This is a genomic window from Methanoculleus chikugoensis, assembly GCF_900095385.1.
Lineage (GTDB): Archaea > Halobacteriota > Methanomicrobia > Methanomicrobiales > Methanoculleaceae > Methanoculleus > Methanoculleus chikugoensis_A.
The window spans coordinates 1-23437 of record NZ_FMID01000038.1 but is presented as its reverse complement, the minus strand read 5'-3'; the positions used below and the strand labels follow the sequence as shown (position 1 = coordinate 23437).

Sequence of the window (23437 nt, the reverse complement as noted above, 5' to 3'; positions counted from 1 at the left end):
CATCAGTCCCAGTTCCCTTTGAAAACTCGAATCTTGAAGATCTTGGTCAGAAGCCGCACATGGTTCCGGATCTCCTTGCTGACGTTGATCTTCGATTCGCCGTACCTGCGCGTATGGAGTACGACTGGGACTTCCACCACCGATCTGCCGCTCAGGATCAGTTTGGCCAGTATCTCGGCGTTGATCTCAAAGTTATTGCTCTGTATGCGTATCTCGTCAAGGACGTCCTTCCTGTAGAGCCGGAAGATGGGGCTTACACAGGTGATTTTCGCACCAAGCAGGATCTGGTACAGCGTGTTCACTACTTTGCTCGGCAGAAACCGGATAAAACTGACCTCCTCCATTAATCCCTGTTTGAGGTACGGAGATCCCGATACGCAATCCGGATGCGACGCCCGGTATGCGGCGATAAGGGCTTCGACATCCTCCGGACGAAAAGTGAGGTCCGAGTCCATGGTTACAACAAGATCGCCTTTACAGTACTGCAGGCCGTGCTTTATCGCCGCTCCCATACCTTTATTTGTTCCATTGGTCACCGCGATAACGTCGGATCGTTCGCGAGCGAGGCCCTGCAGCAACGGATATGTATCGTCACGACTCCCATCGTCAACCATAACATATTGGAAGGATTCCCCCGTAGCACCCGCAATACGATCGATCTTTGGAAAAAGCTCATCCCTGTACGTCAGTATGTTGTCTCTCTCGTTGTAGAGTGGAATGACTATGGAGATCATCAGATATCCTCCGTAAGCTGCATGGATTAATTATCATTGGCATCCTGACCTGATAAACCCTAGGCGATTGAATAGCTTTTACACGGAGAGGCGTTGATATGCATAAAATCCGATTCTCGGTGGATATCTTCGCTGGCTTAATGTATCAAAGAGACATACAATGTATATGACCCATGCCCGTTGAACTATCCTGTTCCCGGAGAGGGCATCCCGAAATTTCTCTGGCTGGGATATGTTCTCTGGATGTGAGGTACAGCCAGCCGGAGAGCAGGAAATTAGGTGACGACCTCCAGAGAGCCTCGGAGTCCTGAGGATGCCATGAAGTTTCACGTATCTCGCCAGGGATTCATTCAGTTACTGCTCCTCTTGATCGGTCTCGTGATCCTGGCATATTTCATCCTGCAGTCAGGCATCATCGGCAACCTCTGGATTATTACAACAATCAGCATTCCTCTGTTTACCCTGGCGTTTCTGCTCTCTATTGCAAATATAGGATCGAAAGTCTATCGCTGGAAGTACCTTAGCAGATACTATTATCAAGAGATATCATGGTACGATGCCTCCCTGGTGAGTGTATCCAGCCTGTTTTTTGCGAATATTACTCCCGGAAAGGTCGGCGACCTCTACAAAGCGTACTTCATGAACCGCAGGTACGGCGTGCAGTTTCTGGATGGGATATCCATGCTCTTTTACGAGCGTTTTTTCGAATTAACCATCCTCTTCCTGGTTGCTGCCGGCATCGTCATGATCCAGCTCAAGGCCGTGACGGTAATTGTGCTCGAGTTCACTCTGCTGGTGCTGTTCCTGTTGCTGGTTCTCTACTACAAAGCAGATTTCTTCATGGGGCTGGCGGAGAAGGTTCTGGTCAGGCTGCCTATTGAGAAGAGAGAACTGGAGCCCAACCTGCACATCCGGAAGATGCCGCTTTCCAAGATCTTGGTAGTCTTCCTGATAACGCTGCTCTCACTGGTTCTGGAGTTTGCCCGGCTCTGGTGTGTAGCACTGGCATTCGGCTTTCTCGTAAACCCGATTCAGTTATCGATCTTGATGAGCCTTGCCTTCATTATCGGGCTTGTCTCGCAGATACCTCTCGGCGTGGGGGCGATGGAGGGCTCGCTGAGCTACTTCATCACGGCCATGGGCGTTCCCTCGGTCACGGCGATCGCTATCGTCCTTGTTGATCGCATGGTCTCGATGTATTTCGCCCTAGTGCTGGGCTTCATCTTCTCGAAACTCTCTTTCGATGCTCTCAAGGGTGCATGAAGATCTGAGCGGTCAGGATCCGACTGCTTCCTCAACTGGATCGAGACGAGAAGATGGAGGATTGGGGGGCAGCAGGGTTGAGATCCGGGTGCGCCGCGTCAGTGGGAGGGGGTCACCCCGAGTACGCCCGGATAACCCATCTCCAGCAGCCGACGGTTTGCTGCAGCCGCCGGTCACCCCGAGTACTCCCGGATAACCCCCCGGTAGACATCCACCGCCTTCTCGAGCTGCTCTAACGAAACCCGCTCGTCCACCGCGTGCAGCGTCGGGATCTCCCCCGGGCCGTACTCAACGACGTCGAACCCCACGTCGCGAAGGTACTTCGCGTCGCTTGCCGCCCACTGGAGAAACGGCGTCACCGTCCCGTAGACCCGCTCCACCTCGCGGGAGACCGTCCGGACGATCCGGGCGTCCGGAGGCGTCAGGGTCGGCTCGGCCACGTCCGTCTCGCGTATCACGGCGTCCGGTGCATGTTCGGCGATGCCCTTCCGGAGTTCGTCAAGGGAGCAGCCCCACGGCACCCGGATGTCGAGTTCCATCCGACACTGCTCCGCCACGATGTTCGCCTTCTCGCCGCCTTCGATGCGGCCCGGGTTGAACATCACCCTCGTGAGGATATCGTCCCCTCCCTCGATCCCGAAGATCTCGGAGAAGACCCGTGCGGACTGGTCGATGAGCGGCCGCAGGTCTTCGCCGACGGGGAACGGACGGGCGTGAACCTCCCGCAAATACCCGATCAGGTCAAACGCCGCCATGACAGCGCTCTTCCCGACCAGGGGGTAGAGGGAACTGTGGCCCGGCCTGCCGCGGAAGGAGAGGTCGACCCGGTAGAGGCCTTTCTGGCCGACGGCCGGGCTGGTCTCCGGCGTCGGTTCGGCGATCAGGCATTCGCGGGGTTCGAGCAGGCCCTGTGCAAGCAGCGACCGGATTCCGTGCTCCCCGCCGGTCTCCTCGTCGCAGACGAAGGCGAACTGGACGTCCGGCTCCACCCCGCTCTCGATGAGGTCGCGGCAGGCGATGAGGAGGGCGGCGCATCCCCCTTTCATATCGGTGGCGCCTCTCCCCCAGACGTAACCGTCGGCAACCTCCCCGCTATGGGGGTCGTGCGTCCAGTCGTCGGGGATGGCGGGGACGACGTCGACGTGGCCGCAGAGGAGGAGCCGGGAACCGGCCCCGGTCGTGACGAGGTTCTCCCGCCCGCCGGGATGGGAGACGATGCGGTTCTTCACCCCGAGGGAGTCGAAGAACTCTCCGATGAACGCGACGACATCCGCCGTGCTCCCCGGGGGGTTCTCGCTCCTGATCCGGATGAGCGCAGAAGCGAGTCGGGCGACATCCATAGAGCGGTCACCTTATGCCGGCCTGTTCCGGATATATTCGTCGAAGAGCCGGGCAAGCGACGAGGTTTTATAGAGTTGTTTGATGAACTTCGGATCGAAGAACTCGTCGATGAACGTCGAGAGGTAATCAGCCGGAATTGCCCTCTTGTCGTCGGGGTTGAGCACGATCCGGAAACTCCGGTACTGGGCGGGGTCGTCGTTGTCGTAGACGCCGGTCCAGAGCATCGGGAGCGCCTCGTACTTCTCCGGCTGCTCCTCTTTGAGCCAGTTGACGAACCCGGGGAAGTGCACCCGGTCGCCGACCTTCTCCTCGTCCAGACGCCACCGCATGTATTCCACGCTCATGATGTTCCGGGGCGACATGTAGTTGTAGGCGAGCGTGCTGAGCGTGTAGTCGATGTGGGCGAGGGCATCGGTGAAGTAGAAGTGCAGGACCGGATGGAACTCGGCGGGGCTCTCCAGGATCAGCGATTTGCTGTACAACTTCTGCATGACGCGGACGTACTCGTTCATTTCCAGCATATTCTCTCCTATTGGGGAGAGAGGTACAAAAAGTATTCCTTCCAGGTAACAATGGCGGTGATACGGGGCGGTGGGGGCTCTGTTCTACCGAATCGGAGTGTGAGATGGCCGGTGGTCTTCGAGTAATGACGGGTCACAGGGCCGGAGTTCGAGAAGACCGAACATCGCCTTCGCACCTCCGGTGCTCACGCTCCTGCCCTCCGGCCAGTCGCGCATCGAAAATTGCTGCGCAATTTTCTCAAGCTCCGTTCGGCCGCGATCGCGGCCGAACATCGCTTACGTAAAGAACGGCTTTCGCCTGCCGACGGCTTCGCGGAAGGCATCTTCGAGTTCCTTGCCGTGCTTGCCCCGGATATCGATCAGGTTGTCGCTCCGGAGAAGGCAGGGCTTGAGTTTCCCGTCTGAGGTCACGCGCAGGCGGTTGCAGAATGCGCAGAACTCCGTGTTGTGGAGCGGGCGCACCACCTCGACCTCGGCGCCGTCGAGGCAGTACTTCTTGCGGTGGTGCATCCGGCGGGTGACGACCCGTTTCGCTCGCTCGTTCAGGTCCTGCTCGACGCCGTCCACGTCCCCGTGGAACTTGCACTCGTTGAACTCCATCAGCTCGATGACCTGGAGGATGACGTCGCGCTTGCTCCGGACGAACGCCATGAAGTCGTCCAGTTCGTCCTCGTTGATACCGTCGAGGAGCACCATGTTGAGCTTGACCGGGGTCAGCCCGACCTCGATCGCCGCGTCGATTCCCTCAAGAACGTCCGCAAGACAGTCTTTGCCCGTGATCTGCCGGTAGCGCTCGGGGCGGAGGGTGTCAAGGCTGACGTTCACCCGTGCAAGCCCGGCCTCTTTGAGATCCGCGGCCTTCGCCGCAAGCAGCGTCCCGTTCGTCGTCAGGGACGACTCCACTCCCGGCGGCACCGAGCGGATGATATCGACGAGGTCGCGGCGGAGCAACGGCTCCCCGCCGGTGAACTTGATGCTCCTGATCCCGAACTGCACGCCCACCCGCATCAGCTCGGCGATATCCTCGGCGCTCATCTGCTCCTCCGGGTTCACCTCGCCCTCGGCGTGGCAGTAGATGCACCGCAGGTTGCACCGCTGGGTGAGGCTGATCCTGAGGTTGGTTACGGTTCGGTTATAGGGGTCTTTCAGCACCATCGCAGGTTCCTTTGAAATTTTTTGCAATAATATAGGTCTCGGCACTCCCTTTCCGCGACGCCTTCGTCCTGTAGCCCCGGACGGAATAGAAATGCTTCCTCACCTCGGCAATCAGTTCGCCGAAGAGCTCGCCCTGGAACGACTTGATCACCATGTTGCCGCCGGGTTTCAAGATCGTGCAGGCAAACGCCAGTGCATCCTCGCCGAGCCCGATTGCACGGGCCTGGTCGTAGCTCTTCTGGCCGGAGAGTTTCGGCGAGGCGTCGGAGACCACGACGCTGACGACGCCGCCGGCCTCCTCGCGGATACGCTCCTGAACGAGAGGGTCGGTGAAGTCCCCGACGATGGTGGTGACGCCTTCCATGGGCGCGATGGGATTGAGATCCACGCCGATGACCTTCCCGTCGGTCAGGTCGCGAAGCACCTGCAGCCAGCTGCCCGGCGCCGCCCCGAGGTCGACGATGTTGTCGCCGGGCCTGATGATGCCGTTTCGCTGCTGGATCTCCAGCAGTTTGTAGGCGGCACGTGCCCGGTATCCCGCTTTCATCGCCTTTCGATAGACGCTGTCTTTAGTCCATTGAGAACCCATCAGGAGCTACCCTCCACCTGAGGTCGACGGATGGCTGCCCGCACCGCCGGCACAATCAAGAAGATTATGTATAGTATTCGATGCTGTTAAACATCAATGATACGGTTCCGGAGTACGGGCGATCGGTCTCTGCCGCGACCGCCTCCGCGACCGGCGTCATGAGCCTTTTGCCGATTTTGATCGTAAAGCACTATAATGAATAGGGTGATTATATACTTTCAACGAGAGTTTAATAAGGGGTCACAATGTTAAAGGCAACGATTGACGCAGAAATATTTCGGGAATCCATCGACGCGATCGCCGCACTGGTGACGGAATGCCGCCTGCACACGGCCGAGGACCAGATCCGGACACGCTCCGTCGATACCGCAAACGTGGCCATGGTCTCCCTGGAACTCCAGAGCACGGCGTTCAACTCTTTCTCGGCAACGGCCGGGGAGCTGGGTCTGGATATCGCAAAGATGAAGAACATCATCGGGATGATGGGGAAGGGCGACGCGCTGACCCTGAACCTGCTCGACGAAGAGCGGAAACTGGAACTGAGTTTCGGCGGCTACCGCTACTCCATCTCGCTCCTTGACGTTAACACCATCCGGAAAGACCCGAACCCGCCGGGAATCGACCTCCCCGGCAAGGCGGTCGTCCCGGGCGACGCGCTGAACAACGCTATCAAAGCCGCCGCCGTCATCTCCGATAAGATCGCGCTCGGGATCGATCCCGATGCCATGACCTTCTACATGGAGGCGGAGGGCGACACCGACCACATCAAACTCGCGCTCGGCGAGGACGAACTCGTCGCGTTAAACCCGGCGCGGGCCCGCTCTCTCTTCTCGATCGATTACCTGAAGGACATGGGCCGGGTCATGGCGCGCGCGGACAAGGTGGAGGTCTACCTCGGCATCGATCACCCCGTAAGGTTTGTCTTTGACATTGCGGACGGCAACGGCCGCGTCGAGTACCTCCTTGCTCCTCGGATCGAGGCCGATTGATGGATATAGTACTCGATCGCAAAGAACTCATCAAATATCCCTTTTTGAAAGAATCGCAGCAGCTAGCCCGCCGGCACGTCGAGTCGCTCGAAGAGTTTCTCGGAAGCAGCCCGGGCGCCGCGGCGCTCGAGCGGGCGAAGGAGCGGGTCGTTGCCGCGGTCACGTTCAAAAAGGAGTTTGGGGACGAAGATACCCGGAACCTCAAGCCCGAGCTTGAGATTGCGAGCTACGCGCTTGCCCGGATGCTCGTCTCCTGCGTCGGCGACCGGTCGCTCATCGACCGCCTTGCCCGCTACGAGGCCGAACGCGCATCCTTCTTCCTCGCGGCCGAAGAGCCGGAGATACGGCGGTTCGTTGCCAAGAGTGTCGGCATCGATACCCGGGCGGTTTCAATGCCGGTCACCCGGTACGTCGAACTGGTTCCGCACCTGCGCGACAAGCGCTGGCGGCTCGTCAACCGGGATGTCCGGCAGGGAGGCGTGAACCTCGAGCCGGGCGAGATCGACGAACTCATCCGGGAACGGATCCGGGCGATCATCGCCGACCAGCTGCCGCTCCGGGTTCCGGGGGGGATCTGCGAACGTCTCGCGCCGGTGACGGGCGAGATTGCCGCGCTGCAGCAGCAGCAGGCCCTCGAGCAGTTCGGCGAGGTCAGGGAGGAAGCGTTCCCGCCCTGTATCGGCGCGCTCATCCAGGCGATCACCGCGGGAACGAACCTGACGCACATGGGTCGGTTCGCCATCACGGCGTTCCTCCACACCATCGGGATGAACGTCGCGCAGATAGCGGACGTGTTCGCGCGGGCTCCGGACTTCGACCCGGACATGACGATGTACCAGGTGGAGCACATCTCCGGCCGGGGCGGCACCGAGTATACCCCGCCGTCGTGCGCCACCATGCGCACGTTCGGGCTCTGCGCCAACCGGGATAAGGACTGCGAACGGGTCAACCATCCGCTGAGTTACTACCGGCTCAAGAAAAATATAAAGAAAAAGCGGAGTTAAGCGACCTTTTTATCGATCAGGTAGCCGGCGATACTGAGCGCGGCGATGAAGGCGACCAGTGCGGCGACGTATGCAAGCCCCTCCATCTCTACCATAAGATCGGGCAGCGTCACCAGCAGCACGACAAACAGTGCAAGACACCCGAATGCGGCCAGCACCTCAAGAACCCGTAGATTCATGTAAACAGGTGGGGTACGTGCAGGTATATCTCTATCCATAGGGTGGGGGCGACCCGCACGCTTATCCGGGTCGGCCGACAATCCCACGCGTATGGAGAGGGACGAGGCACTGGCCCTGCTCCGGCGTTACGTGACGTCGCCATCCCACATTGCGCACAGCCATGCCACGGCGGCCGTCATGAGGAAGGTCGCGGAGCATCTCGGCGAGGATGCCGGGGAGTGGGAGGTCATCGGCCTTCTGCACGACATCGACTACGACATCGTCGGCGGGGATATGGAGCGGCACGGCATCGAGGGCTACCGGATTCTCATCGAGAACGGTGTCCCGGAAGAGACCGCGGATATCGTCAGGCGCCACAACGACATGCTCTTCGGGGACTACGTTCGGCCCGTCGAGGTTGCGCTCCAGGCGGCGGACAGCGCGTCAGGCTTGATCATCGCCTGCGCCCTGGTGAAAGGCGGGGCGATCGACGAGGTCACCCCCCGGACGGTGAAGAAGAAGGTTAAGGAGAAGTCGTTTGCCGCCGGCTGCGAGCGCGAGAGGATCCGGATGATCGAACCGCTCATGGACATGGAGACGTTCTACCGCCTCGCGATCGAGGGGCTCGCGGAAGTCCGCGGCGACGTAGCTCTCGGCTGAGCGCAATCCATATATGACTCCCGGGCCGAGGATAGAAGGCATGATGCAGGAAGAGCGCGAGAAGGTTGTCGATCGCCTGGAAGAGGCCGTAGGGCTCCTGGTCGAGCGGATGGACGCCCGGCTCATCGCGGAGGTCGGGATGAACATCGTCTACGCCCTGCCCGATGCGCGGAGCAAAGACGACGTGGCGGGAGTCCTCGGCCGGATCGTCAGGCTCGGCGAGGCGGTGCATCCCGTCGGGGAGATCGCGTTCGGGGCAAGCGATCATATAGCCCGGATCGTCATCACGGCCATGCGTTTCGACCCGCGCATCCGGAGCGCCGCAAATATCCGTTTCTCGGAAGCGATCCTCCCGGAGCTCGATAACCTCCTCTTCGAGGTCTGCTCGTTCGACCGGGAGAAAGAACCGGTGGGCGTGCAGACGATGGACTGGGGGGTCGCCTCCTGCTGCGGGGAGGGCGTGCCCGACGTCATCTACGACCGGGGGGCCATGGGGAAAGAGCCGATGATCCGGGTTCTCGGGGAGGATCCGGTCACGGTCGCACAAAATATTCTTAAACTGTCAAATCGCATTACCTATGCACAATTGTAAGGGTAGGTCCACATGGGAATAAAACCGTCATATATCAAGAACCTCGGCGAAGAACTGATCGTCAAGCACCGTGGCAGATTCAGTGGAGACTTTGAAGAGAATAAACACGCGGTCGCTGAAGTTGCCATGATTGATAGCAAGACCGTTCGGAACCGGGTTGCCGGGTACATCTCAAGAAAGATAAATACCAGGAAGCGTTAAACCAAACTATATGTTTGAGGGAATCCTTCCGGCAATCATTACCCCTTTTTACCGGGACTCGAGAGCGAGTCTCGATATTGAAGGATTACAGTCCAACATAGAGTCACTCCTGCAGCGCGGGGTTCACGGTATCGTGCCCTGCGGGTCGACCGGCGAGTCCGCGACGCTCACGTTCGAGGAGCACGAACTGGTGATCGGCAAGACCGTCGAGGTCGTCGACGGGCGGGTGCCGGTGCTTGCCGGGACGGGATCGAACAACACGGAGGAGGCCGTTCGCCTGACCCGGTCGGCGAAGGACGCGGGTGCGGACGGTGCGCTCGTCATCAGCCCGTACTACAACAAGCCGAACCGCTCCGGGCTCGTCAAGCACTTCACGAAGCTCGCCGACCTTGATCTCCCGATCATCCTCTACAACGTCCCTGGCCGGACGGGGCAGAACCTCCAGCCCGACCTGGTGGCCGAGCTCGCGAGGCACCCGAACATCGTCGGGATCAAGGAGGCAAGCGGCGACATCACCCAGATCTCCCGTATCATCGAGGAGACGCAGGACGAGGAGTTCGGCGTGATCTCCGGAGACGACGCAATGACCCTCCCCGTCCTCGCCTTAGGGGGTGCTGGCGTGATATCGGTGACGGCAAACGTCGACCCCGGCCGGATGGTGGGGATGTACGAGGCTTACCGGGCCGGCGACCTTGCCCGCGCGCGCGCTCTGCACTATGAACTTGCTCCGCTCATGCGGGCAATGTTCATCGACACGAACCCCATCCCCGTGAAGAAGGCGGTGGGGCTCATCGGGATGGCCGCGGGACCGGTCAGGCTGCCGCTCGACGAACTCGACGAAGCAAAGACGGAACAACTGAGAAAGGTGCTGGTAAACCATGGTTAAGGTAGTCGTATCCGGTGCTCTGGGCCGTATGGGCACCAACATCGGCCGGATCGTCGATGAAGCCCCCGACATGGAACTGGTCGGCGGCATCGATATACGGGAAGGAACGCTGTTCGGGACCGAGGTCGTCCCGGCGGCGAAGATAGATGCGTTCCTGAACGAGAAGAAGCCCGATGTCCTGATCGACTTCACCGTTGCGGCCGCTGCGGTCGAGAACATCAAAGCCGCCGCCCGAAACGACGTGGCGCTCATCGTCGGGACGACGGGATTCTCCCCCGAGCAGCGGACGACGATCGCGAGCGCCGTCGAGGGACACGTCCCTGCGGTGATATCGAGCAACTTCTCCGTCGGCGTCAACATCTTCTGGAAACTCGTGCGGGAAGCGGCACGCGAGCTCGGCGACTATGATATCGAGGTCACCGAAGCCCATCACCGCTACAAGAAGGACGCCCCGAGCGGCACGGCAAAGACCATCCTCGAGATCCTCGACCAGGAACTCGGAAGCCGCGAAAAAGTCTACGGTCGCGTCGGCGAGACCGAGCGGAAAGGGGAGATCGGCGTCCACGTTGTCCGCGGCGGCGATATCGTCGGCGATCACTCCGTCCTCTTTGCCGGGAACTTCGAGTGCATCGAGGTCTCCCACCGGGCCTACGACCGGGCGGTCTTCGCCCAGGGCGCCGTCCGGGCCGCACGCTGGGTCGTCGGCAGGGAACCGCGCATCTATAGTATGCAGGATGTCCTCGGGCTGTGATAAGGGAAGCGAAATTTATTTTTGATGCGGTTGTAAACTATGTACATTCGGAGGAACCAAATTGGCAGCAGTTGTTGATATTGAAAAGTGTACCGGTTGTGAAACCTGCGTGGACGTCTGTCCAGCTTCCGCCATCACCATGGAAGACGGGAAGGCGAAGGTCGACATCGATCTCTGCGTCGATTGCGAGACCTGCGTCGACGAGTGCCCGTCAGAAGCGATCTCCATGGAATAAAGAAACCAACTCTTTTAATACCTCCTACACTACAGATATTTTTGTCTATGATCAATGTAGGAGTGCTTGGTGCCACAGGAGCGGTAGGACAGCGCTTTGTTCAGTTGCTGGCGGATCATCCCTGGTTTCATCTCCAGACGCTGACCGCATCTGAGCGGAGTGCGGGAAAACCGTACGGCAAAGTGGTCAACTGGCGCCTCGATGCGCCGTACCCGGACAATGTCAGTGATATCGCCGTCACTCCCACAACCGTCGAGAGCCTGAAGGACTGCGATCTCGTCTTCTCGGCGCTTCCGCCTGAGGTGGCGGCGTCTCTTGAGACGGAGATCGCTGATGCAGGTATCGGCGTCTGCAGCAACGCCCGGTCGCACCGTATGGATGCGGACGTTCCGCTGGTGATCCCGGAGGTCAACCCGGATCACCTCGGTCTGATCGACGTCCAGCGGGATCGCGGGCGTGGGGGATTCATCGTGACGAACCCGAACTGTTCGACGATCGTCCTTGCGCTGGCCCTTGCACCCTTGAGATCGTTCGAGTTCCATGACGTGCGCGTGGCGACCATGCAGGCTATCTCCGGGGGCGGGTTTGCCGGCGTCTCCGCTATGGACATCTATGATAACGTCGTTCCCTACATCGGCTCCGAAGAGGAGAAGATGGAGATCGAGACGCTGAAGATCATGGGATCGTTTGACGGTTCCGAGGTGACTCCGGCTTCGTTCGGCGTGAGCGCAAGCTGCCACCGGGTTCCCGTCATCGACGGGCATACCATTGCGGTCTGGGTCGACGTGAAGGAGCCGGTTGCTGAAGTGAAAAAAGCTTACGCAAACTTTAAGTCACCCTTCAACAATCTACCCTTACAGCCGGAGAAGGCCGTTGAGTTCCTCGACCTGCCCGACCGTCCGCAGCCACGGCTCGACCGTAACCGCGGACGGGGCATGACGGTGTCGGTCGGGAGAATCCGTGAAGGATTACGGTTCGTTGCGCTCGGCCACAACACCATCCGTGGGGCCGCAGGCGCATCCGTCCTCAACGCAGAACTGATATGCTCGAGGAAGTACCTTTAGACGAGGTGGGCTAATGATAAAGGACAACACAGTATTCGTAGGAAACAAACCGGTCATGAACTACGTGCTTGCGGTAGTCACTCAGTTCAATAACGGAGCGGAGGAAGTCGCGATTAAGGCCCGGGGGAAGGCAATTTCACGTGCGGTCGATACGGCGGAGATCGCGCTCAACCGGTTCCTTGCAAACGTGGACAAGAAAGAGATCTTCACGTCGACCGAGATGATTGACACCGATACCGGCAAGACTAACGTATCAAGCATCGAGATTGTCCTCGCTCATGCGAAGTGAGATCCCGAAGCACTTTTTGATACTCGTGAGGAGAGCGTAGCGGCCGGATGTCGGTGGAATCTCTCCGCCCGGGAGTTATTCTCGCGGATGCTCCCGCACACTGCATCGGCGGCATCCGGCGCTCCGGAAAAAACCTCTCTTGCGCGCCCTATCCGTCAGACGGTCGTGTATACGGCCGATTTGGTGCGGATCGACCATAAAGGCTTTATGAGCCGCTCCATATACGCTATACCATGAAACGGTTGGCGGTCGGCATGGTGCTGCTGCTGGTGGCTGCTCTCATTGCTCCCGCGGTGGCGGCGGGCGAGGAGCGGTACAGTTACATCACCGTCAAAGACGTCACCGTCCGGCTGGAGAAGGCGGATGCCGTCGTCACCATGAACTATACGATAGACGACGGCATCGGGTTCCTCGTTCTCCTCCTTGGGAAATCCGATCTGAGGCAGAAAGCACTCGAGGTACTGAACTTCAACAACGCCAGCGTTCAGTATCTCGATCTCGAGCGTATCGAGGTGCGCGTGAAGGACGCGTCGAACGACTACGGGCAGGGGTCGTACTGGTTCCCCGCTCACCGGTTCGGTGTGGTCGTGCCCTCGCTCACCATCGTTACCTCCCAGGACGTCAAACACTACGAGAACGTCAGCGAATTTCCCGATGGATTCGGCTATTTTGCCTGACCGTCGGTAAGCCGGATTGGGATGCCGATCTTTTGACGCTACCTTCAGGTCTTTCGAGTACGGCGTTCGGCCGCGCTCACGCCTGCGACAGCAGCCCGGTCTCCGCGAGGGCGCGGTGGGTGTGACGGGCGAATTGAGAGTCTTTCGGGGCCGCTGTTACTTCGCGGCAGAGACGATCCGGGGGCGATCGCCGTCGTCGCACGGCCCGATGAGTCCTGTCTATAACTACGGCCGTCATCTGGCCGAAATGCTTCATCCGCTACGTCGTCGGGAAGTAAGGGGCGGGAATCTCCTGCAAGATAGGGAGAACCCGGGTTTGAAAGGTGTCCGGGCGTCGCTACGTCTCTTCAGTGCGACCGGTTCGCAACCGGTTCGCGTTCGTCGACCCAGCGGCCCAGGAACGACTGGAGGTATACGCCAAAGAAGGCGCAGAAGAGTCCTCCGATTATCGCGAAGAGGATATACAGCGCACCGGTCGTACTCGTTATGGGGAACCCGGAGATCTCGCTGCTGATCGAGAGGATGTAGACGCTTGCCCCGTAGGCGATGGCCCCGATCGCCAGAACGAAGAACGGCAGGGCAATCACCCGCTGGATGGCTTCGCGTTCGTTCAAGAAAATGTCGATGATCTTTCCCACCGATGCCACGAGGCCGGCGGCGGTGAACCAGGCGACGGCACCGTAGATGAACGCGAGCACCTGGATGACGATGCCGAACGGGGAGTAGTATTCGAGGAGGCTTATGAGCCCGAGGATAATCCCGACGATACCGAGGAGTATCGCAGCGATGTAGGAGACGAACGTGAACCTCCCGCCGTGGAGCGATGCCTTCAGCGAGGTGATCAGGTAACCGAAGACTTCGTCTATTCCGATGCCCTTGAAGAGCAGGTAGGTGCCGATGACGCCGACGACGACGATGGTCGCACCCTCGGGGTACCCGAGGAGGTATCCCACGGCATAGAGGAGCATCGCGAGACCGAGCGGGACGAGCACAATCTTCGAGACCTTCGGGTCGTCGAGCAGACGTCGTAAGATATAATACGTCCCCTCGAGGTTCGGCATCTGGTTGACCACGACCCTCCGCACGCTGCTGACCGGCACCCGGGACTGGATGATGGGGAGGACGTACTCGTCCTCGGCTCCGTCCGTCACGATGATGCAGGATGTAGAACCCGTTGCGGAGAGAATTGCATCGAGACTGGACGCTACCCGCCGGTCGCCCTCGAGCAGGTTCATATGGTTGCCGCAGATGACGGCGACGGCGACCTCTTCCCCTTTCCCGGCAAGTTCGTCGTGAAGTTTGATCGTCTCGAAGATTGCATTGACGTCGGAGTCCTCGGGATCGGCCAGGGCGAGCGAGGTCGCCGCATGGAGGCATGCCTCTCTGCCCACGATGGGACCATCGATCCCGGCTTTAAACCCGAGATCGTCATCGCGATCGACACAGAGGACAAGCGTCCGCTCTTTCGCCATTCAATAGAACATCGCCTCAGATCTATTAAATGATTTGCGGCGCGGTAAAAAAGTATTAGATGAGTTTTGCACGCTGAAGCAGGAGCAGATCGTCGGTGGTGATCTTCTCACCGTCACGGAACTGCTGGAAGACACGTTCCGCCTCTTTCCGGACGGCCTTCTGCTCTTTGGTGACTTTGGTCTTCCTGGTCTTCTTCCGGAGACCCGAGATAACCTTGTCGTAGTCGCGGAGCTCCTTCTGGCAGGCGATGAACTGCTTGTGCTCTTCGTCCGCAGCCTCCTGGGCCTCGACGAACTGCTGGTGGGCCTGATCGGCCTCTTCGCGGGATTTGTCGGCCTTCCTGTAAGACTCCACCATCAGGTCGTGGTGCTGCTGTGCGGCCTCGGCCTTCTCGGTGACTTCCTTGTGGATCTCGGAAGCCAGTCTGCGAAACTCGCGGGCGTCGGTAAGCTTCGTCCGCATCTCCTTGTTCTGTTCGAGCTCGGCCTCCTGGTCCTTCGCTGCCGCCTTGAGCTGCTTGATCTTCTCGATCAGCTCGCGTTCCTTATCGGTGCTGTAGACCTCAGTCTGCTGCTTGAACTCCAGGTGCTCGATCTGCTTCTGCAGTTCCTTGATGCCCCGGTTCTGGAGGTTGCCGTGCTCTCTCTTGAAGGACTCGATCTCCTCGAAGAGCGCGTTTGCCTTGTCGTTGTAATCGTTTCTCTGGTCTTTCAGCGCCTGGACTTCTTCGTTGATCTTATCCCGCTGCTCCTTGTGCTGTTGCGCCTCCTCGACGAACTCGCGGGTCTGGGCATTCAACGTGTTGCGTTCCCGGGCGTTTTTGCTGGCAAGCGCGTTCAACTCGTTGCGCCGGTCTTTGTGCTGTTCAGACTCCGCAAGGACCTTTTTTCTCTTTTCAATCAGATCGTTCAGCATTCTTTACCAATCCTCGACATTCGGTACCTGTCTCATATCCCCGCCAGCAAAAGACCGCTCCCGTGTGCTGCAGGATGCCGGAGGCTCGTGTAGCGGCCACACCACAAGAAAAGACGCTTCCCGGACTCGGTGACCGAGACCGTCGTTCATCTGTCTGCTCATGTGTTCAACCCCGGTACTTTGGCAATCGCAGATCCGGTGGATCTATGCCCTGCACAATACACCCCGTGCTGGAGGGATTATACAAGAACGTCTATAATTCAAACGTCACCTGTGCTCTTAAGTATTTCGTAGGAGCATGGGGGACGCCTCCGTGAAACGATTCCGATTTAAGAAAGGTATGATAGAGGGTAGGGGATTTCAGAGGAAGTCTATGAGGCCGCCCCCGCTCGGGGCGTCCCTGGCCATGCGCCTGTTGACAGATGCGCCGGACCGCTGGGTCGCGGGTTCGTAGGCGCGGTGGCTTCCGAGGATCTGTGCACTTTTCACGCCGGTCATGACCGCCATGACGCGAACTCTTCCTTCGTACTCGCTGTTCACCCGCGCTCCCCAGATGACGTCCGCGTGGGGGTCGAGTTCGTAGGTCAGGGAGCTTGCGATCTCCTCGGCGTCCTGGAGGGTCAGGTCGTTTCCGCCCGTGATGTGGATGAGGCTGCCCGTGGCTCCGCGGTAGTCGATGTCCAGCAGGGGGTGGTTGAGGCACTCGTGAACGACGCTCTCGGCTTTGTTCTGCTGCTTGCTCTCGCCGACGAGCATCACGGCGACGCCTCCCTTGCTCATGATGGCACGCACGTCGGCGTAGTCGATGTTGATGAGAGAAGGCTCTGTGATCGTCTCGCTGATGCCCTTGACGGTCTCCGCGATGAGCTGGTCCATGACCGAGAACGCCTGGCCGAGCGGGAGGTTCGGCACGTACTTGATGAGGCGGTTGTTGTCGAGCACGATCACCGAGTCGGCAGCGGAAGAGAGCTGTTCAAGCCCCTCTTCCGCGCGGAGAAGCCGGGCTTTCTCGACCTGGAAGGGGTAACTGACCATGCCGACGACGATGGCGCCCTGCTCCTTTGCGATCTGCGCGACGACCGGGGCGGTGCCCGTACCGGTGCCTCCGCCCATGCCTGCGGTGATGAAGACGAGGTCGGCGTCTGCGAGAAGGCCCTCCAGAGTCGGTCGGGCCATCTCGGCTGCACGCCTGCCGACGTCGGGGAAACCGCCGGCACCAAGGCCTTTGGTGAGCGACTTGCCGACAAGGACTCTCTTGTCGGCCTGGATCATGTCCAGGTGCTGCTTGTCCGTGTTGATCGCGATTGTCTCCGCACCGCTGACCTGCATGTGGTACAGCCGGTTGACGGTGTTGTTGCCCGCACCACCGCATCCTACGATGACAATACGTGGCTGGCCGATGATGTCGTCTTCGCCGTCGGCCATGTCCGTCTTCAGGTACTTCTCACGTTCTGCGTGTCTTAACGCTTCGTTGATGATCGTCTGCATCAATATACCTCCTAAACTTTGAATGAAATCTGGTCGGCCTCACGTAGAACACGGTTTCCATGCCTTTCAAGAAGCGCCCTGACCGAATACCGCACAGCCTCCGATACCGTGGGGAATTCGCCGGCTTCCACCAGCCTCTCGAGCATCTCGACCTGTTGTCGTGGCAATCTGATTGTTATCCGATCCATCATTTCAATCACTCATATCTGACATGCGGCTGCCCCTTGTCGGCCATTTGTCAGACAATCGTAACCTTTTCGTCTGACTGCATCAGATAAAGCATAATAATATCTGGATGGTATATATATCTGTCGGTATGGAATTTTGCCCGACATAACGGTTTTATGGATAGCAGCCGACAACGTATCCTCAAAGAGTTGCCACGAATATGAGAGATAATCTCCCCGAAAGGGCGGAACATGGCGGTCGGGTGCGCTGGCACCGCACCCGGGAGAGGGGCGAGCTGCTTGATTTCAGTGCTAACGTGAATCCGTATCCTCCAGATATCCCCTGGATACCGGACGTTTCGGCGCTGAAAGATTACCCCGACGACCGGTATGTGACGCTCAAAGAGGAAATAGGCAGAACATTCGGGCGCGATGCCGCAGAGGTCGCCGTCGGCAACGGTTCCGTCGAGTTGATTCGCGCGTTCTGTTCTGCCGTGCTCGGGACCGGTGATGCCGCCTATGTCGAGTCGCCGACGTTTGCCGAGTACGGGGTGTCGGTGAGGCTTGCCGGTGCCCGGTGTACGGCGGATGAGAACGGGGCTGCCGTTCGGTTCCTCTGCAACCCGAACAACCCCACCGGGAAACTTCTGACCCGGGTGGAAGTCCTCCGGTTGCTTGAGGGGGTCGCCGGCCGGGGAGCGTGCCTCTTCCTCGACGAAGCCTTCATTGAACTCTCCGACCCGGCCCAGAGCGTTGTCGACGTCTCCCACGAGAACCTCTTTCTGTTGCGTTCCCTCACGAAGAGCTTCGCCGTGCCGGGCATCCGGTTCGGCTACGCCTTCGGCGCGCCCGAGCTCATCGAGAGGGTGGAGACGGTGCGCCTTCCCTGGACGGTGAACGCGTTCGCCGAGTCGTTCGCGATCGAGGCTTTCCGGCACTACGACCTCCTTGAGGAGTCGCGGGAGCGGATTGCCCGGGAGCGTGCCTGGCTCTGCAGCCGTCTGGTCGATCTCAATCTCGGCTATGCGCCCCCCTCTGCGAACTATATCCTTCTTGAAATCCCGATGGAGGCGGAGGTGCTCGTTGGGCGGCTCCTCTCCCGCGGCCTTCTTGTCCGGGACTGCCGGTCGTTCGGGCTCCCCCGTCACATCCGCGTGGCCGTCCGGACCCACGAGGAGAACAGGCAACTCATTGAGGCGCTCGAAGCATGCTTGCCCTGATCATGGCCGGGGGGCGAGGTACCCGTCTCCGGATGGGTGAGAAACCCCTGGTCACCATCTGCGGCCGGCCGATGCTCTCTTACGTCACCGACGCCTTCACGGCCGCAGGCCACGAGGTGGTCGTGGTCGCCTCGTACCGGACGCCGTTCACCAAGAACTGGTGCCGGGCGCAGGGGGTCGGCCTGTACGAAGCGGAGGGGCTCGGCTACATCGAAGACATCAACGCCGCTGCGGCGGACCTGGAGGAAGAAGGAACGCCTTTCTTCACCTGCGTATCCGACCTCCCCTGTCTTGCGCCCGATATCGTCACCGCCGTCGAGGACGCCTGGCGCCGGGCGGGAACGCCGGCATGCTCGACGTGGGTGCCCCGCGACCTCTGCGAGGAGCACGGCTGCCGCACCAGGTACGCGGAAACGGTCGACGGCGTCCCGGCCTGCCCCGCCGGGATCAACATCCTGACGGCGGGCGGTTCCGGTGCGGCCCAGGACGAACTGCAACTTCTCCTGCACGACAGACGGCTTGCCTTCAACGTCAACACCCGTGAGGAACTGGCGCTGGTGCAGGAGTACCTCTGCCGGAAGCGGGGTGAGTAGTCTTCCGGTTGTTCTGACGGTCATGGTGCACGATTGAGGAGTTCCAACCCCGCTGACATGTATTGGCTCTGGAGGCCGTAATTGAGGGACGTGTGGCTGTCCGGCAAACACAGTGACCAAAACGGAAAAATCTCACAGTGCAGTGGACCGTGGGAGAATCCCCACTGGGGGAACGACGCTCCGTAGGAGCGGAGTTCGAGCACCGAAGGTGCGAGGTGGGGCTGACGGGGAGTGCGAGCGTAGCGAGCTTGAGAAACCCGAAGGGTTTCGAGGGGGGGAGCATCCCCCCTCCCCTGTCTCTTCACACCAGATGGCTCCCTCAAAAGCCCCCCACCACCCGCGCTTCGCGCTCCTCCCGCCCCCGGGGGGCGGGCAGTGCGTGGCGATTGCGATGGTTCGTTAGAACCGGAGCAGGAGAAGACCGAAGGTCTCGGACTTGCGATGGACGGGACGTCCGGAGCATGAGCACCGTCAAGGTGCGCAGTCCCCCCGGAATCCGTGTCCGGGTGTAATCGATGACTCTCCTGAGAGCGTTTCAATAAGGCCGAAATTTGAGCGCCAAAGGTTTTCCAGCCTCGGGACCGGTGCGCGGCGATGCACGCCCGGGGCTGCTCGCCATCCCGCTGAGCAAACGGAGGTGACGCTCTGGAGAGCGGATACCAGCAGTCGGCACACGGGGAAACTGTATTATCGGACTATCACCCATCTTTATAACATGGAATCCTGCCGGGAAATCGAGCTAGAAGGCCATATCATCGATTCGGGCGTCATGACCCTGGTGTTTGACAGGATCATGGATATGGGAGGCGAATTCGAGATCCTCACGTTCAATGTCGGGAAGCTGAAGACAGACACCAGTTACGCACGTCTGCGCGTGACGGCGCCCGACGATCACCTGCTCGACGCCATCCTCTCCGAACTGCACCGGCTCGGGGCGCGTGCCCCCGAGATCGGCGACGTCACCCTCGTACCGGCAGAGGGCGACCGGATCCTGCCGAAGGGGTTCTATTCGACCACCAATCACCCGACCTTCGTGAAATACCGGGACGAATGGCTGCCCGTCGAACGCATCGAGATGGACTGCCATATCGTGGTCGACGAGAAGGAGAGACGCGCGATATGCACCCCGATAGCGAAGATCAAGGCAGGGGATGCGGTCGTTGTCAGCGAGACCGGGGTTCGCGTGGTCTACCCCGAGCGGCCGAGGAAAGTCAGCACGTTCGAGTTCATGCACGGAACCGTCTCGTCCGAGCGGCCGAGCGAGGCGATCATCGGAAAGATCGCCCGCGAGATCCTGAAGTCGAAGAAGAAAGGCGAGAAGATCGCGCTCGTCGGCGGCCCCGCCATCGTCCATACCGGAGCGGCCGACGCCCTCGCAACGATGATCCGTGAAGGCTACATCGACGTGCTCTTCGCGGGGAACGCGCTCGCCACCCACGATATCGAGTCCAACCTCTTCGGCACGTCGCTCGGGATGAACGTCAAAACGGGCACGCTCGTCACCGGCGGGCACAAGCACCACATCCGCGCCATCAGCGAGATCATGCGGGCGGGCTCCATCAAGAACGCGGTCGACCAGGGGGTCGTCACCGGCGGGATCATGTACGAGTGCGTGAAGAAGGGCATCCCGTTCGTGCTCGCCGGCTCCATCCGGGACGACGGCCCGCTCCCCGACACGATCACGGACGTCGTCGAGGCGCAGGACACCATGCGCGGCCATATCCACGATCTCGGGATGGTGGTGATGGTGGGAACGCTTCTGCACTCGATCGCCGTCGGGAACTGCCTCCCGTCGTACGTCAAGACCGTCTGCGTCGACATCAACCCCGCATCGGTTACGAAACTAATGGACAGAGGCACGACGCAGGCGATCGGCGTCGTGAGCGATGCGGGGACGTTCCTCCCGCTGCTCTGCGAGCAGCTGGAGAAACTGGAGAAGTGCTAGCGGCTGAGCGGCATACAGAACGGCTCTTCCTGATCCAGCACGAACTCCCACTCTTCTTTGCATCCGCACTCCGTCTCCGCAAGGGCGCGCAGGAGTTCGACGTCGCCGGTTAGCGAGTAGTCGGCGATCCCCTTCACGATCGGGCGGTCGCAGCCGCCGCAGTTGTGCGGCCCTCGCATCTGTCCGCCGCCGACGGGATCGCAGAGGATATGCACCGGAGAGGCGATCAGCACGTCAAGGACGCTCCAGAGGTACGGCGGCCGGTATGCGTGCTGCTTCCAGAGGTGTTCGACCTCGGTCCTGCTCTGGACGGTGCAGAGGTTCATGGAGATGCTGTCCGCAACGGGAGCGACGTCCCTGATCGAGCGTATCATGTCGTCGCGTGCCTCGCGTTCGGTCAGGAACGGCGGTTTCATCAGCAGGTAGGCCTTCATGCCCGCACCGGCGGCGTGGGCGACCTCTGCGGCGCGGAGGAAGTCGGCGTACGAGAACCCCTTGTCGATGCTCCTCTCCCGGATGAGATCGTTCGTGGTCTCGAGGCCCACGGCGACATGGAGTGGTTTATCCCAGTCGCCGGTATCGATCCCTTCCCGGAACTCGCGGACTGCGTCGGCCTCGACGTACTCGGGCCGTGTCTCGGCAATCACGGCCTTGCCGCGGAACGTCTCCGCGACTGCGCGCCGGACGGCGGGGGGGACCTCGCCGGGGTCGAAGAAACTCCCCGACGTGAAGATCTTGAGCACCTGGTAGTCCTCGTCGCGGAAGTTCTCTTTCACCCAGCGGACCTGGCGGATCATCCGTTCGGCGATTTCGTCCTCCGGGAGGTCGGGATACCGCTCGTGCCGGTAGCCGCACATCCGGCACCGGTTCCAGGAGCACCCGCCGCTTCGAAAGATAACCGTCAGCGTATCGAGGATCCGCCCGTCAAAGCGGTCTTTCCCCCGCCAGGACGCCAGCGGCTTCTCGGTTAATTTGGATACCATTATACCTCATATTCGAGGATGTTATGATATGAAAAGGATCGCATGGCTGACGATCATCGCCGCGATGATGCTCGTCGGTACGGCATCGGCCGCATATATCTCATTCAGTGCCCCGCAGACGGTGTACATCGGCGATACACTCGACATCACCGGTACCACGATCGTGGAGGGACTTCCCAAGCCGACGGTCAATCCCGGGTTCAGCACGGAGATTATACTGTATCGTGCCCAGTACATGAAGCACGAGATTGAACGGAAGACAATCGTCGTCCAGAATGACGGGTCGTTCTCCACGACGTTCGAGACCGACGGCCTCGAACCGGGGCAGTACTCGGTCGAGATCGTCGATCCCACGCTCTCCACCTTCGGGAGCAGTTCGAAGAAACAGCAGATCGTCAATCTGGTCGACCGGTCCGGGAGTCTCAAGATCAACTCTCCGGGCAACCAGGACTTCGACGGCACGCTCGACCTCCGGGGTTCGATCGCGGATCTCAGTGACGCAGGCGTACAGGTCCGGGTCGAACGAGACGGCTTTACCGTTTACGGGCCGCAGTACGTAGCGACCGACAAGAACGGAGCGTTCTCCGTTGAGGTGCCCATCTCCGAAGGAGGCTCGTACGAGGTCACCTTCTCCGACACCAAAGGCTACATCGGCGACGCCGTATTCGTGGTGACCGGGACACCCGGTCCGAAGCCGACGGAGGCGATGATATCCGCGAGTTCCCCCGCCAGCCGGTCCGCCCCGGCCTACTTCGAGGTCGACACCAGAAGCGGTATTGTGACGATCGCAACCTCGGCCGGGATCGACTGGGTGGTCGAGTACATCGATGAGGAGAACAAGCACCACAAGGTCAACGAGAAAGGCATGCTCGAGCCTGAGACTGTGGAGGTTGCCGCACGGGGCGGCCCGGTCTACGTCAAGGTCTATCCCATGAGTTACAACGACAGCGGCACGGTGCAGGTCTCGGCCGCGAATGCCGACTCGGTCCGGGTGAGCCAGACCGCGCCCGGTCTCTTCGGGGACGCGACCCCCACCCCTGCACAGGCCGCGCCGCTCCCTGCTGCTCTCGCACTCCTCGCGCTTCTTGCCGTTGTCTTCGCGCGCAGAGGATGAACAACCTTTTTTTGTCCGGCGACCAATAGGTTTAGGCGAGCCGGGATAGTCTAGTCCGGGAAGGCGGTGGCCTTGAAAGCCACTGGTGCCTGGCACCTCGGGAGTTCAAATCTCCCTCCCGGCGTCTATTATTCACGTCCAACCGTTGAAGAAAGTTAGTTCGGCCTTGTTGAAACCCCCTGTTCGCTCCAGATGGCCGCAATCAGGGGTGCTCAGGAGCACGGCTTTCCACTGGGCTGCGCACCTAGCGGTGCTCGTGCTCCGGACGTTCCGTCCATCGCAAGTCCAAGACCTTCGATTTTCTCCAGTGATGTCCCGTAGGGGGCATCGCCTATCGCCATGACTGCCCCCGCTCCTTGGGCGGGGGAGGAGGCCGAAGGCCGGGCGGGGTGGGGTTGTAGGCTGATCCCTGTATGGTGGAGACAGGGG

At 60.1% G+C, this 23437-nt stretch carries 27 protein-coding genes and 1 tRNA gene; 17 read left to right on the top strand and 11 right to left on the bottom strand.

Annotated elements, in window-relative coordinates; translation table 11 throughout:
- Positions 1–2 precede the first annotated feature (2 nt).
- Complete coding sequence (locus tag L21_RS07665; protein WP_074369896.1) at positions 3–734, bottom strand: glycosyltransferase; 732 nt, start codon at positions 732–734, stop codon at positions 3–5.
- A gap of 279 nt (positions 735–1013) precedes the next feature.
- Here L21_RS07665 and L21_RS07660 point away from each other — a divergent pair, with 279 nt between their 5' ends.
- A complete protein-coding gene (locus tag L21_RS07660; protein WP_178377698.1) occupies positions 1014–1997 on the top strand; it encodes a lysylphosphatidylglycerol synthase transmembrane domain-containing protein in 984 nt (327 codons plus the stop codon).
- Positions 1998–2170: 173 nt separating this feature from the next.
- Here L21_RS07660 and L21_RS07655 read toward each other — a convergent pair whose 3' ends face one another.
- The 4 genes from L21_RS07655 to L21_RS07640 all read right to left on the bottom strand — a co-directional run bounded on the left by L21_RS07655 (position 2171) and on the right by L21_RS07640 (position 5603).
- Entirely contained in the window at positions 2171–3337 is a 1167-nt protein-coding gene (locus L21_RS07655) for a M20 family metallopeptidase (protein ID WP_074369894.1), read from the bottom strand.
- 12 nt (positions 3338–3349) lie between these two features.
- Positions 3350–3859, bottom strand: a complete 510-nt coding sequence (locus tag L21_RS07650) for a hypothetical protein (RefSeq protein WP_074369893.1) — start codon at positions 3857–3859, stop codon at positions 3350–3352.
- Positions 3860–4135: 276 nt separating this feature from the next.
- Positions 4136–5014 carry a GTP 3',8-cyclase MoaA gene (gene moaA, locus L21_RS07645; RefSeq protein ID WP_074369892.1) on the bottom strand — a complete coding sequence of 293 codons (879 nt, stop codon included), beginning with the start codon at positions 5012–5014 and terminating at the stop codon, positions 4136–4138.
- Complete coding sequence (locus tag L21_RS07640; RefSeq protein WP_074369891.1) at positions 4992–5603, bottom strand: RlmE family RNA methyltransferase; 612 nt, start codon at positions 5601–5603, stop codon at positions 4992–4994. Before L21_RS07640 ends, moaA begins: the two co-directional genes overlap by 23 nt.
- Positions 5604–5848: 245 nt before the next feature.
- On the opposite strand from L21_RS07640, the gene L21_RS07635 reads away from it, so the two are divergent.
- Entirely contained in the window at positions 5849–6592 is a 744-nt protein-coding gene (locus L21_RS07635; RefSeq protein ID WP_074369890.1) for a DNA polymerase sliding clamp, read from the top strand.
- The gene (gene priL, locus L21_RS07630; RefSeq protein ID WP_074369889.1) at positions 6592–7596 is read left to right on the top strand and encodes a DNA primase regulatory subunit PriL; all 1005 of its coding nucleotides are present in this window, start codon (positions 6592–6594) and stop codon (positions 7594–7596) included. The genes L21_RS07635 and priL overlap by 1 nt, the downstream gene beginning before the upstream one ends.
- Here the strand turns inward: priL and L21_RS07625 are convergent.
- Positions 7593–7775, bottom strand: coding sequence for a hypothetical protein (locus L21_RS07625; RefSeq protein ID WP_256712703.1), 183 nt, complete (start codon positions 7773–7775; stop codon positions 7593–7595). The genes priL and L21_RS07625 overlap by 4 nt on opposite strands.
- A 91-nt stretch (positions 7776–7866) precedes the next feature.
- On the opposite strand from L21_RS07625, the gene L21_RS07620 reads away from it, so the two are divergent.
- The 9 genes from L21_RS07620 (at position 7867) to L21_RS07580 (ending at position 13110) form a co-directional block, all read left to right on the top strand.
- Positions 7867–8415 (top strand): HD domain-containing protein, encoded by a 549-nt coding sequence (locus L21_RS07620; protein ID WP_074369887.1) that lies wholly within the window; start codon positions 7867–7869, stop codon positions 8413–8415.
- Positions 8416–8455: 40 nt separating this feature from the next.
- Entirely contained in the window at positions 8456–9007 is a 552-nt protein-coding gene (locus tag L21_RS07615; protein WP_256712700.1) for a thiamine-phosphate synthase family protein, read from the top strand.
- A gap of 12 nt (positions 9008–9019) precedes the next feature.
- Positions 9020–9208 carry a 30S ribosomal protein S17e gene (locus L21_RS07610; protein WP_074369886.1) on the top strand — a complete coding sequence of 63 codons (189 nt, stop codon included), beginning with the start codon at positions 9020–9022 and terminating at the stop codon, positions 9206–9208.
- Between the two features lie 10 nt (positions 9209–9218).
- The gene (dapA, locus tag L21_RS07605; RefSeq protein WP_074369885.1) at positions 9219–10094 is read left to right on the top strand and encodes a 4-hydroxy-tetrahydrodipicolinate synthase; all 876 of its coding nucleotides are present in this window, start codon (positions 9219–9221) and stop codon (positions 10092–10094) included.
- Positions 10087–10845 (top strand): 4-hydroxy-tetrahydrodipicolinate reductase, encoded by a 759-nt coding sequence (dapB, locus tag L21_RS07600; RefSeq protein ID WP_074369884.1) that lies wholly within the window; start codon positions 10087–10089, stop codon positions 10843–10845. The genes dapA and dapB overlap by 8 nt, the downstream gene beginning before the upstream one ends.
- A gap of 61 nt (positions 10846–10906) precedes the next feature.
- Positions 10907–11080 (top strand): 4Fe-4S binding protein, encoded by a 174-nt coding sequence (locus L21_RS07595; protein WP_054847238.1) that lies wholly within the window; start codon positions 10907–10909, stop codon positions 11078–11080.
- Positions 11081–11127: 47 nt separating this feature from the next.
- A complete protein-coding gene (gene asd / locus L21_RS07590; protein ID WP_074369883.1) occupies positions 11128–12144 on the top strand; it encodes an aspartate-semialdehyde dehydrogenase in 1017 nt (338 codons plus the stop codon).
- 13 nt (positions 12145–12157) lie between these two features.
- Positions 12158–12433, top strand: a complete 276-nt coding sequence (gene albA / locus L21_RS07585; RefSeq protein WP_074369882.1) for a DNA-binding protein Alba — start codon at positions 12158–12160, stop codon at positions 12431–12433.
- A gap of 233 nt (positions 12434–12666) precedes the next feature.
- A complete protein-coding gene (locus L21_RS07580; protein ID WP_074369881.1) occupies positions 12667–13110 on the top strand; it encodes a hypothetical protein in 444 nt (147 codons plus the stop codon).
- A 347-nt stretch (positions 13111–13457) separates the two neighbouring features.
- Here L21_RS07580 and L21_RS07575 read toward each other — a convergent pair whose 3' ends face one another.
- The 4 genes from L21_RS07575 to L21_RS07560 form a co-directional block, all read right to left on the bottom strand.
- Positions 13458–14582, bottom strand: coding sequence for a DUF373 family protein (locus tag L21_RS07575; RefSeq protein WP_074369880.1), 1125 nt, complete (start codon positions 14580–14582; stop codon positions 13458–13460).
- Positions 14583–14637: 55 nt separating this feature from the next.
- On the bottom strand, positions 14638–15498 hold the full coding sequence (locus L21_RS07570) for a coiled-coil protein (protein WP_074369879.1): 861 nt from the start codon (positions 15496–15498) through the stop codon (positions 14638–14640).
- Between the two features lie 360 nt (positions 15499–15858).
- Entirely contained in the window at positions 15859–16986 is a 1128-nt protein-coding gene (gene ftsZ, locus L21_RS07565) for a cell division protein FtsZ (RefSeq protein ID WP_074369878.1), read from the bottom strand.
- An 11-nt stretch (positions 16987–16997) separates the two neighbouring features.
- Positions 16998–17177 carry a ribbon-helix-helix domain-containing protein gene (locus L21_RS07560; protein WP_067073974.1) on the bottom strand — a complete coding sequence of 60 codons (180 nt, stop codon included), beginning with the start codon at positions 17175–17177 and terminating at the stop codon, positions 16998–17000.
- Positions 17178–17374: 197 nt separating this feature from the next.
- Here L21_RS07560 and L21_RS07555 point away from each other — a divergent pair, with 197 nt between their 5' ends.
- The 3 genes from L21_RS07555 (at position 17375) to L21_RS07545 (ending at position 20911) form a co-directional block, all read left to right on the top strand.
- Complete coding sequence (locus tag L21_RS07555; protein WP_074369877.1) at positions 17375–18373, top strand: pyridoxal phosphate-dependent aminotransferase; 999 nt, start codon at positions 17375–17377, stop codon at positions 18371–18373.
- Positions 18361–18966 carry an NTP transferase domain-containing protein gene (locus L21_RS07550; RefSeq protein ID WP_074369876.1) on the top strand — a complete coding sequence of 202 codons (606 nt, stop codon included), beginning with the start codon at positions 18361–18363 and terminating at the stop codon, positions 18964–18966. The genes L21_RS07555 and L21_RS07550 overlap by 13 nt, the downstream gene beginning before the upstream one ends.
- 715 nt (positions 18967–19681) lie before the next feature.
- Positions 19682–20911, top strand: coding sequence for an ornithine cyclodeaminase, nickel-pincer nucleotide-dependent (locus L21_RS07545; RefSeq protein ID WP_074369875.1), 1230 nt, complete (start codon positions 19682–19684; stop codon positions 20909–20911).
- Here L21_RS07545 and L21_RS07540 read toward each other — a convergent pair.
- A complete protein-coding gene (locus L21_RS07540; RefSeq protein WP_074369874.1) occupies positions 20908–21894 on the bottom strand; it encodes an archaeosine biosynthesis radical SAM protein RaSEA in 987 nt (328 codons plus the stop codon). The two genes, L21_RS07545 and L21_RS07540, sit on opposite strands and share 4 nt — an antisense overlap.
- Positions 21895–21922: 28 nt before the next feature.
- On the opposite strand from L21_RS07540, the gene L21_RS07535 reads away from it, so the two are divergent.
- Positions 21923–23008 (top strand): hypothetical protein, encoded by a 1086-nt coding sequence (locus L21_RS07535; protein WP_074369873.1) that lies wholly within the window; start codon positions 21923–21925, stop codon positions 23006–23008.
- Positions 23009–23047: 39 nt separating this feature from the next.
- Positions 23048–23132, top strand: a tRNA-Ser gene (locus L21_RS07530).
- Positions 23133–23437 lie beyond the last annotated feature (305 nt).